This window comes from Pantoea sp. (assembly GCF_039594315.1).
Taxonomy (GTDB): domain Bacteria; phylum Pseudomonadota; class Gammaproteobacteria; order Enterobacterales; family Enterobacteriaceae; genus Pantoea.
The window spans coordinates 64,120-74,266 of record NZ_JBCNNP010000018.1; the positions used below are offsets into that span (position 1 = coordinate 64,120).

At 50.3% G+C, this 10,147-nt stretch carries 13 protein-coding genes; 10 read left to right on the forward strand and 3 right to left on the reverse strand.

Annotated elements, in window-relative coordinates:
• Nucleotides 1-4: 4 nt before the first annotated feature.
• The 9 genes from fliJ to fliR all read left to right on the forward strand — a co-directional run bounded on the left by fliJ (nucleotide 5) and on the right by fliR (nucleotide 5,759).
• Complete coding sequence (gene fliJ, locus ABDW13_RS12815; RefSeq protein WP_343552932.1) at nucleotides 5-454, forward strand: flagellar export protein FliJ; 450 nt, start codon at nucleotides 5-7, stop codon at nucleotides 452-454.
• The gene (locus ABDW13_RS12820; RefSeq protein WP_343552933.1) at nucleotides 451-1,536 is read left to right on the forward strand and encodes a flagellar hook-length control protein FliK; all 1,086 of its coding nucleotides are present in this window, start codon (nucleotides 451-453) and stop codon (nucleotides 1,534-1,536) included. Before fliJ ends, ABDW13_RS12820 begins: the two co-directional genes overlap by 4 nt.
• Before the next feature lie 130 nt (nucleotides 1,537-1,666).
• A complete protein-coding gene (locus ABDW13_RS12825) occupies nucleotides 1,667-2,176 on the forward strand; it encodes a flagellar basal body-associated FliL family protein (protein WP_343552934.1) in 510 nt (169 codons plus the stop codon).
• Nucleotides 2,177-2,181: 5 nt separating this feature from the next.
• Nucleotides 2,182-3,174: a flagellar motor switch protein FliM gene (gene fliM / locus ABDW13_RS12830; RefSeq protein WP_343552935.1), complete on the forward strand. Its 993-nt coding sequence runs from the start codon at nucleotides 2,182-2,184 to the stop codon at nucleotides 3,172-3,174.
• 7 nt (nucleotides 3,175-3,181) lie between these two features.
• Nucleotides 3,182-3,565: a flagellar motor switch protein FliN gene (gene fliN, locus ABDW13_RS12835; protein WP_343552936.1), complete on the forward strand. Its 384-nt coding sequence runs from the start codon at nucleotides 3,182-3,184 to the stop codon at nucleotides 3,563-3,565.
• On the forward strand, nucleotides 3,565-3,963 hold the full coding sequence (gene fliO, locus ABDW13_RS12840) for a flagellar biosynthetic protein FliO (protein WP_343552937.1): 399 nt from the start codon (nucleotides 3,565-3,567) through the stop codon (nucleotides 3,961-3,963). Before fliN ends, fliO begins: the two co-directional genes overlap by 1 nt.
• 23 nt (nucleotides 3,964-3,986) lie before the next feature.
• A complete protein-coding gene (gene fliP / locus ABDW13_RS12845) occupies nucleotides 3,987-4,700 on the forward strand; it encodes a flagellar type III secretion system pore protein FliP (RefSeq protein WP_343552948.1) in 714 nt (237 codons plus the stop codon).
• A gap of 10 nt (nucleotides 4,701-4,710) precedes the next feature.
• Nucleotides 4,711-4,980 (forward strand): flagellar biosynthesis protein FliQ, encoded by a 270-nt coding sequence (gene fliQ / locus ABDW13_RS12850; RefSeq protein WP_343552938.1) that lies wholly within the window; start codon nucleotides 4,711-4,713, stop codon nucleotides 4,978-4,980.
• Entirely contained in the window at nucleotides 4,980-5,759 is a 780-nt protein-coding gene (gene fliR, locus ABDW13_RS12855; RefSeq protein ID WP_343552939.1) for a flagellar biosynthetic protein FliR, read from the forward strand. Before fliQ ends, fliR begins: the two co-directional genes overlap by 1 nt.
• A gap of 28 nt (nucleotides 5,760-5,787) precedes the next feature.
• On the opposite strand, the gene ABDW13_RS12860 is transcribed toward fliR, so the two are convergent.
• Entirely contained in the window at nucleotides 5,788-6,132 is a 345-nt protein-coding gene (locus ABDW13_RS12860; RefSeq protein ID WP_343552940.1) for a hypothetical protein, read from the reverse strand.
• 145 nt (nucleotides 6,133-6,277) lie between these two features.
• A complete protein-coding gene (locus ABDW13_RS12865; RefSeq protein ID WP_343552941.1) occupies nucleotides 6,278-7,108 on the reverse strand; it encodes a winged helix-turn-helix domain-containing protein in 831 nt (276 codons plus the stop codon).
• A 795-nt stretch (nucleotides 7,109-7,903) separates the two neighbouring features.
• Here ABDW13_RS12865 and ABDW13_RS12870 point away from each other — a divergent pair.
• Nucleotides 7,904-9,067: a methyl-accepting chemotaxis protein gene (locus ABDW13_RS12870; RefSeq protein ID WP_343552942.1), complete on the forward strand. Its 1,164-nt coding sequence runs from the start codon at nucleotides 7,904-7,906 to the stop codon at nucleotides 9,065-9,067.
• 133 nt (nucleotides 9,068-9,200) lie between these two features.
• Here ABDW13_RS12870 and ABDW13_RS12875 read toward each other — a convergent pair.
• A partial coding sequence (locus ABDW13_RS12875; protein ID WP_343552943.1) for a flagellin occupies nucleotides 9,201-10,147 on the reverse strand: 947 nt, incomplete at its 5' end.

A 10,147-nucleotide genomic window follows, 5' to 3' on the forward strand; every position in this document is an offset into this window, starting at 1 on the left:
GGCGATGAAAGTAAAAAATCCCATGACCATGCTGCGCGACATGGCAGAAGAGAAACTGACCGCAACCACACGCACGCTTGGCAGTGTGCAGCAAACACTGCAACAAGCGGTGACGCAGCATGAACAGTTGCAGGGCTACGAGCAGGAATACCAACGATCCTTGCGACAAGGAATGATGGGGCACGGTATGTCGGTGGCGGATTTAGTTAACCATCAAGCCTTTATCGTGTCGTTGAATCAGGTAGTGAAGCAACACGAAAAGCACGTTAATAGCTGCGAGCGTGTGGTGGATAAGACCAAAGCGAACTGGATGCAGGAGAAGCGCAAGCTTAACGCGTTTGAGACGCTCATTGTTCGTCGCGAGACGGCGCAAGCCTTGGTGGAAAGCCGTCAGGAGCAAAAGCTGATGGATGAGTTTGCCCAACGAGCCGGACAGAAAAGAGAGAGATTATGAATATCGATATCGCCACGTTACTGGCGGGTAGCGCGGAGTCGTTGCCTAAACTGGGTAAGCTCAGCGACAAAAATTTTGGTTTAACGCTGGATGAGAAACTCGGCGATTTAGAGCAACTGCTGCTGGTGCTGCACAGTGAAGTATTGCCTGCGATCGCGGAGGGTACGCCTGAAGCCGCGCCTTTAGTTCTGACTCCCTCAGCGAGCGAGCTACCGGTTGAACTGGAATTAGCAGGCGAAGTGGCACTGAGCGACGATAGCGAAATGGACGAGAAGGATTTGCCCTCAGTGTTGTTGGAGGTTTTGGCTGATGATAATCCACAATGGCAGTTGCAACAGTGGGTAACGCAACTGTCCTCCAACGCCGACATTGCCCCGGTGATAACCGAAGCCAAAGGGCCCATGATCAATCCGCTGTTGGCATCCGTTAACCTGAAACCCACAGCGCCAGTTATTGCAGAGGCGCCATTGGTGTTAAGTCGAGGCACGGAAAAAACCAGCAGTGCGCCAGCGGCAGTGTTTACCCCAGCGATGGCGATGGAACCCGTTATGGCGGTTGAAACCCCTTCAGCCCAGCCGGTAGCGGCACCAATGCCTATCACCCTGCGGCCGGTGGCGAATACGCAGGCGATGTCCGTCGCTACGGTGACTTATCCGCCGGAAACGCCGCAGTGGAAGCAATCCGTTAGCCAGCATATTGCGGTATTTAGCCGCAATGGCATGCACAATGCAGAAATTCGTCTGCACCCGGAAGAGTTAGGATCGCTGCATATCACGCTGCGTGTGCACCAGGATCAGGCTCAAGTGCATATTGTCAGTGAACATGCGCTGGTGCGTCAGGCGATGGAGCATGCCATGCCGCAATTGCGCACCGCGATGGCAGAAGCCGGTTTACAACTGGGGCAGGCCAGCGTAGGCGCAGATAATAATCCGTACGCGGATGCTAACGCGCAGGGTGAACAGGATGCGGATGGACAACAAGAAGCCAGCCAACCGGAAGAATTAGGGCCAGAAGATGACATTGTTCCTACATTATTAACAACTACACCTGGAAATATTTACGGAATTAACACTTTCGCCTGAAGTGCTGAATAAGCAACAGGAATGAAATTTTATCGCCTAATTATTCAGCACCCCACATGGACTACAATACTCGCCATATTATGTTCGGCTGGACAATAAGACGTCCCCTTTATTGCAGAGTTTATGAATCATGGATAACGAAAAAAAGAAGGCCAAGAAAAGTGGAGGGAAACGCTCGCTCCTCACTCTTTTGCTAATGATATTTGCTATCGCTGCTTGTGCTATCAGTGGTTATTTGCTCTGGGAGCTAAAGTTCGCTCCCGCGCGCACAGATGCCGTTGCCGCAACTGGAGAAACTGCACCTGAACCAGTAAAACCGGTTGATCCGCTGTATGTGTCGATGAATACCTTTACCGTGAGTTTAAAACCCACGGCAAATGAGTCTGATCGCGTGCTTTTTTTGGGTTTATCAATACGACTTGCTGATAAGTCATCGGTATCAATTCTGGAGAAATATTTACCAGAATATCGCAGCCGCCTTTTTATGTTGCTCACACAGCAAACCTATGAATCATTATCTACCGATGCCGGGAAAACTCAGCTGATTGAAAGTATCAAAAACGAACTTAGCAAACCTCTAGAGGCTAATCTGGCGATTGTTCCCTCCGATGTTCTTATTAATGAATTTATTCTGCGGTAAATATTATGGCTGATAGCTTTTTGTCTCAGGATGAAATCGATCGTTTGCTCAATGCCGATAATGAGAGCAGCGAAGATCCGCATGGTGTCGGAACGGACGAAGGGATTAAACCTTATGATCCGCATACCCAACGTCGGGTGATTCGCGAGCGACTTCATTCGCTGGAAATCATCAATGAACGTTTCGCACGTCAGTTTCGTATGGGGCTGTTTAACCTGTTGCGTCGTAGTCCAGATATTACCGCGGGCAACATCAACATTCAGCCATACCATGAGTTCGCGCGTAACTTACCGGTGCCGACCAACTTAAATTTAGTACATCTCAATCCGCTACGTGGCACTTCGTTGATGTCATTCTCGCCGGGTTTAGTGTTTATGGCGGTCGATAACCTGTTTGGCGGCGATGGACGTTTCCCCACTAAAGCCGACGGACGCGAATTCACGCCCACCGAACAGCGCGTGATTCATCGCATGCTGAGCATGGCGCGTGAAGCCTACGAATTTGCGTGGAGCACTATTTATAAAATCAAAACGGAATATATCCGTTCTGAAATGCAGGTGAAGTTCACCAATATTACTTCCTCGCCCAATGATGTGGTGGTCACGACCCCCTTCTCGGTGGAGATTGGTTCACATCGTGGTGAATTTAATATTTGTATTCCATTTAGCACCATTGAGCCGCTGCGTGAACTGCTAAGCAATCCGCCGATGGATAATTCACGCTATGAGGATTCAAACTGGCGCGGTTTATTAGCCAGTCAAATGCGTGAAACACAGCTGGAAGTGGTTGCACAATTCTCAGAATTGGATACACGACTTTCCAATGTGATGCAGATGAAAAAGGGCGATGTGCTGTCGCTGGATAAACAAGAATTTATTGAAGCCTGTGTCGGCGGTGTGCCGGTCTTTACCGCGAAATATGGCTCCGTCAACAACCAATATGCACTCAAGGTCGAACAGATGGTTCAGCCGGCATTGTCATCATTAACTAAGGAGTAATTTCCCCATGAGCGATATGAATAACTCGTCGGGTTCAGACGATCAGTCCATCGATAATCTTTGGGGTGATGCGATGAGCGAGCAACACGCTGCGGGAAATACAGATCAAATGGCTGTTCCACAATTTTCTGAAGAGATGAATCTGATCCTCGATATTCCGGTAAAAATGACCGTGGAATTGGGGCGTACCAAGATGACCATCAAAGAGTTACTGCGTTTAAGCCAGGGTTCAGTGGTCTCGCTGGATGGATTAGCCGGTGAACCGCTGGATATTTTAATCAACGGCTACTTGATTGCGCAGGGTGAAGTGGTGGTGGTCTCCGACAAATTTGGTATCCGCATCACCGATATCATTACGCCATCTGAGCGTATGCATCGTCTGAGTCGCTAATGAACAGTTCTGCTCCCCTAATGTCTGCCCGCCAGGCTGGCGAAGCGCTGCCTTCTGATTCGCTATTGATGACGGTAACCGGTGCGTTGGTACTGGTGGTGTTGTTGATGGTGACGCTGGCATGGCTGTTTCGCCGTAGCGGCCTGACACGTCGCCTCGCCGATAGCCACGGAGCCATTCATCTGGTTGCCAGCAAATCGTTAGGTGCACGCGAGCGCGTGGTGTTGGTGGATGTGGGGGAGCAACGCTTAGTGCTGGGTGTCACCGCCACGCAAATCAGTTGTTTGGCGACACTGGTGCGCCCGGCAGATGCGGTCGTTGCATCGCCGTCAGCTAACGCCAGTTTCCCGGCTGTGCTGGAAACGCTGCGGCAGAAATACCGTAAGGATGGCAAGTGATGAAGACACGTCATTTGCTTCTGATGCTGCTGCTGACATTGCTGCCCGCAGCCGGTGCGCTAGCGGCCAACAGCGACATTGTGATTGCCCGTCCGGCGGGTGAAGCCGGTTGGTCGCTGCCAGTGCAAACGCTGGTGCTGCTGAGTGGCATGACTTTTATTCCCGGCGTATTACTGATGATGACGGGCTTCACCCGCATCGTCATCGTTTTGGGCTTGCTGCGTAATGCGATGGGTACTCCCACCGCGCCACCCAATCAGGTGCTGGTTGGATTGGCACTGTTTCTCACGTTTTATGTCATGTCGCCGGTATTCAATCAGATCTACGAAAAAGCCTGGCAACCGCTGCAAAACAACAGCATCACCATGGAAACCGCGCTGGCGGAAGGTATCAAACCGTTACGTGCGTTCATGCTGGATCAAACGCGTGAAAGCGATCTGGCGATGTTCGCGCGTATCGCCAAGACCGAACCGGTGGAAGGGCCAGAAGCGGTGCCGCTCAGCATCCTGGTGCCGGCTTTTGTTACCAGCGAGCTGAAAACCGCGTTTCAGATTGGTTTCACCATCTTTATTCCTTTCCTGATTATCGATTTGGTGGTCGCCAGTATTTTGATGGCATTGGGGATGATGATGGTGCCGCCCACCACTATCGCGCTGCCGTTCAAACTCATGCTGTTCGTGTTGGTTGATGGCTGGCAACTGCTGATGGGCTCGTTGGCCCAAAGCTTCTACAGCTAAGGAGAACGCGATGACACCGGAAAGCGTAATGGTGCTGGGCATGCAGGCGATTAAAGTCGGATTAATGATTGCTGGGCCGCTGCTGCTGGTCGCACTGGCGACAGGTCTGATTATCAGCATCTTGCAGGCCGCCACGCAAATCAATGAAATGACCATGACCTTCATCCCGAAGATCCTAATGATTGTTGGCGTTGGTGTGATTCTTGGGCCGTGGATGTTGAAAATTTTTATTGAATACACTCGTGTACTGTTTGCCAACATTCCCTATGCGATTGGCTAATGGCGTTTGGCATCCCTCTTGAGCAGCTCTACGAGCAGATCAGCCACTATTTGCTGATTATGGTGCGGATTGCTGCGCTGTTATATGTCGCACCGATCTTTGGTGAGAAGGCAGTGAGTAAGCGCTTACGCGCTGCGTTAGCCATGCTGATTGCGCTGCTGGTGGGTGCCAATGTGCCAGATGCACAGATTGGTCTCTACTCATGGACCGGCGTATGGGTGATGGCAAAGCAAGTGGTGATTGGTGCGGCGATGGGCTTAACCCTGCAATTGCTGTTCGCCGCTGTACGTCTGTCTGGCGAGATCATCGGCATGCAAATGGGCCTCTCCTTCGCCACCTTCTTTGATCCAGGCGTAGGTAACAGCCCGGTGATTTCTCGCTTCCTCAATCTGCTGGTCACTTTGCTATTCCTGACGCTCAACGGCCACTTATGGACGTTGGCGTTGTTATCGGAAACCTTCTACGCACTGCCGGTGAATGCCGATCCCTTGCATGCCGGAGGATTCCTCTATTTAGTCAGCAGTGCCGGGCTGATATTCAGCCAGGGCTTGATGCTGGGGCTGCCGATTATAGCTTTGTTGCTGTGTATCAACATGACGCTGGCATTGCTGAACCGCTTAACCCCGCAGTTATCGATTTTTGTCGTTGGCTTTCCGCTGACGCTCAGCGTCGGCATGCTGGCGCTGTTCCTATTGGCGCAGACGTTACCGGTATTTTTCGAACGGTTAATGGCGAGCGGCTTCGATATGATTACTCAACTGATTGCAGCATTGGCGTAGACCCCATGGCAGGCACAGGGTCTGATGATTAATTCACACAGGCCGATCGCGCCACGGTTTCCGTTCCCGCTGCCAGCACTTTACCCTCCAGCAAATAGAACGCGGAGGAGGATACGCTACCCGGATCAATATGCGGGAAAACGTAATCCTTCACTTCCTGATCGGTGCTCAGATCGCTTAAACGTCGGCTTTGACTCACCACAGTCATTTCGAATTGATTATCGTGAGCCTCGCCGGTGAAACGCAATTCGCGGTTTACTGGTGTGGGTGGCGCAATCAATCCTTGCTGATTGTAGTGGGAAATATTGCCGATAAAGGTCATATGGCCTTTGTTCAGACCGTCGCGGTAGGCGAGATAAACGCCACGTGTCATGGTGACATCCGCATCTGAACGGATGTGGAAAAAAGCTATCGGAAATGCGCACCTATCTTTCAGCGGTGTAATGCTGTAGGTGCGAATTGCAAAGCCCCCAATAGCGACAATAAAACCACCGAGAAAAAGCAGCGTAAGCGGCGACTTAATAAACGCGAAAATAGAACGATTCACAGTCATTCTTTGATTCCTGCAGCGGATGTTGGCAGGCAATTAGCCCTTGGTGTGCGGTGTTTTGATTGAGGCCCATCGTGATATATAACACTCTGGCCGGTTTAATATTGGGCTGTTTTTCTATTACATAGTGGGTGTAAGTTTTTAACGTTGCTTCAATAAGCGGATCCCAATCACGCTTATTTTGTGGCACCAGTACTTGCGTATTTGGGGGCGTATTAGGGCCATACCAAGGCACAAAGTCGATGCGAGTGGGCGTTAGAATAAATAGCTTATGAACCACCAAACTGACTAGTAGGCCAACGATGACCCCCGCTAATACCGCCTGGATTGGCCGATTCCACCTTGCCGATTCTCGAACTGCAGGCGCAGGCTGAGAAGACGACGTATTAACCACTTCTTGCTGTTTGATAGGCGTAAAAGGAATGGGCGATGCTTCGTCAGGTTCGGCCTCTAAAGAGGCGGGCTGGAAGCCGCTATCACGTACAATTAGACGATAACCGCTGCGTGTAACAGCCAACAGAGTGACATCATTTTGCAATTCCAGATCGTTCAGTGCGCGACGCAATTTGTTGATCATCACGCGCACGCTGTTGTCTGTGACTTCGACGCCCGAGCTACGCCAACCGATATCCATTAACTGCTCCTGAGATAACACTTCGCCATTTGCTTCGGCTAATGCTTGTAAACAGAGACTGGCGGAGGCGGGCAAACTGACATTTTTACCATCGCTGAGCCGGGTCAGCGTGCGTGTTTGCGTATCTAGCGTAACGGACAATCCAATCGCAATGTTGTTGAGCATAGATAATTGATTCTTCTAATTAATGGTGTGAAAGCACAGGTAGTAATTTTTTTTATTAATGCCTATTAATGAGCCTAATAATAGGTTGAGAAAGCGTGCCTGATTCTTAAGTGTGCCAGGATTTTTTTCAACACCCCAAGCTGGATTGGCCTGGAGGGATTAAGGTTATTAATTTTAGTGGGCTTAAAATTATCTGCTGCCAAATAGGTCTTTACTGCTCATTAATAAAGTTAACATCCAGTGCTCGCCTTGTACACTCAGCTCACTTATAGCACTGATAATTCCGGTGTTTTAACGAAAATAAGGAAGAATAATCATAATCAATAAGGAGTTAGCATCAATCAATTTCTTAAAGGTTGAAAGCTAACTGCTCATCAAACCTACAAGCATTGATTTAACACTAGCGGGTTTGGGGAGGTGATTATGAACGGTGAATGGCCGGCGAAGAGGTGTGCATTTTAATATTTTTTAATGCGTTCGATTCAGGCTAAGCATGTAGATTTGAATGTTTAGTCTCTCACATCAAACGAAGTTTGATTTTCTCACGTCTTAATAGACCAAAAAAACCCTGTATCATTCAGGTTTTTTTATAAATTCACTGCTTGATTATTAGGTGCAAAGCTTCTCAGGCCGTGAGTTAACAAGGTTAAAAATTTAAAATACAGTGATTGAGCAATAATGCGCTGTTATTGGCGATTTAACCGGGGTTTTTAGCGCAGGCTTTGCCCCTTTCCCATATTAAAATAACGCTGTAGTGGCGGTGTGGTGCTGCCATGTTTTACAGGCGTTCATACAATGTTGCTTACTTCTATATTGGTTGTTATTGCCATACTGCTGTTGGTGTTAATTCAGTACGGAATCATCCCGCCAATTATCAAATCTGAAAACGCCCGCTTGCATGACCAGGTAGATGCGCTGGCGCAACAAATGCGCGCGCAACTTGATCGCGTTGAGGCTCTGCAGCGATCAATGACGGAAAACGTGGTGACACTCAAAAGTTACACGTTGGACAAAATGTTGCCCGAGAGCGGTGAAAACGAGATGGGCTTAGAGCGCAATTTCTTTAATGCGCTGGTCAAAGAACTAGGTGAGCGGATTGGCGGACGGTTGTGGCTGGTCGAAAATAACGGGCGCGTAGTGGGTGAGGCCACGGAAGGGGCAAAGAATCATCATGACCTGCCAATGGCCATGCCTTTACGCGCGCTGCTAGCACAGCCGGGTGAAGGGCTGCGGCATTCACTCTTTCGCACTGCCAGCGGCGAACATACGCTGATTGCTCAACCGATTGCCGGGACATCCTGGTTACTGGCTATTGATATCCCTTCCCGGCATTTAGGCGATCGCGTGGGCGCGGTATTGCACCGTCCCTGGCCTTTGGCGACGTTGCTGCTAGTTTCGACGCTGACGCTGTTGCGCAGTTTGCATCAACATACTTCTCGTTTACATGAAGAGCTGCCGGGTCTGCTGCATCATCAAGACGCCACAATTCGCGAGCAAATCGCCCATCTACCGGCATTGGTACAAGAGATTGCGACACGAGTGAGTGAACTGGCGAACGCAGCGACTTGCATTGCGCAGAAAAATGAACAGTTGCTGATATCACCTGAAAGCAATGCCAATCGTGTGGCCATGCTGACGGAAAGTGCGTGTGGGGTGGTGCTGGCGATGCATGAGTTGCAGCAGGCGGCGCGAAAAATGGCAGAAATCGCCGCAGCGTTAGTGCCGCTTTCTAGTCGAGCTTACAGCTATGCGCTGCACAATGAAGAGGGCGTTTTTGCCGCAGAGGCACGTCATCTGGCGCAACGCTGCGCGCGTTCATCGAAAGATCTCAGGGCACTGATCTCCGATGCCATGATGCAAGAGCAAAACGGGGTAGCGGCGAATAACCAAAGCAATAATGTGTTGATTGAAGAGGTTTATACCGTAGCCAATGCGTTGATGAAACGGGCCAACAGTTGAGTTGTTGAGGGTAAAACGGTCGTCGTAAATGGCGACCTTACATTGGTGTCACACAAGATTAAATAAAAAAGCCCTCCGGCGTGGAGGGCAAAAATTCAGGATTACAAAACGTATGGAGGTAGGGACGACAACATTAACGCAGCAGGCTCAGCACGCTCTGAGGAACCTGGTTTGCCTGAGACAGCACTGAAACGCCAGCCTGTTGCAGGATGTTCGCGCGGCTCATGGCTGAAACTTCTACCGAGAAGTCTGCATCCTGAATACGTGAACGTGCTTCAGTGGTGTTGATAACGGTGGTGTTCAGGTTAGCGATGATAGAGCTGAAACGGTTCTGAATCGCACCCAGGTCAGCCTGGAAGTTGGTCACGTGGGTCAGCGCGCCGTCCAGGGTTTCCAGCAGGTTGTCACCGGCAGAGATTTTCGCCACTTCGTGTGCGTCACGTGCGTCAGCAGCGGTGATGGAAGCAGGGTCAACGTCGCCGTTGGCATCCAGTTTGAAGGTGTGCGCTTCGCCTTTTTCATTGATAGCGAAGTAGTTGCCTGGGTTTTGACCATCAGCGACAACTTTCAGACCGCTGGTTTTGGCATCGCTGCTGAATACAGCCTGAGAAATCGCATCTTTCAGCTTGGCATCCAGCTCGAACTCAGCGCCGCCAGCACCGGTCATTTTGCTGCCGGTTTTTACATTGCTCAGGTTAGTCAGGGTGCTTGCGCCGTTCAGCAGCACGTCAGCATCCAGCTTGCTCAGGGTTTCACCTTTAGACACGGTATCGATGACAGATGCATCACCCGCAGCAGCGCCGTCTTTAAAGGTGACATTCAGTTCAGTCACTTCATTCGTGGTGTTATCAGCAACGAACATACGAATGTCAGCGCCTGAACCGACAGTGATGATTTCAGCATTTGCTGGCGTCACGCCTGAAGCTGTAACCAACTGGGTTTCTTGAGCGGTGGTTAATTCAAACTCCTCATCCAGGCCGACTTTTACTGTGCCGTTGACAGCAAGTGCATCACCCGCCGCAGTGAACTGCGAATCTTTCAGCGCAACCGCATTCTGCAGCTTAGCGAATTCAGTGTCGA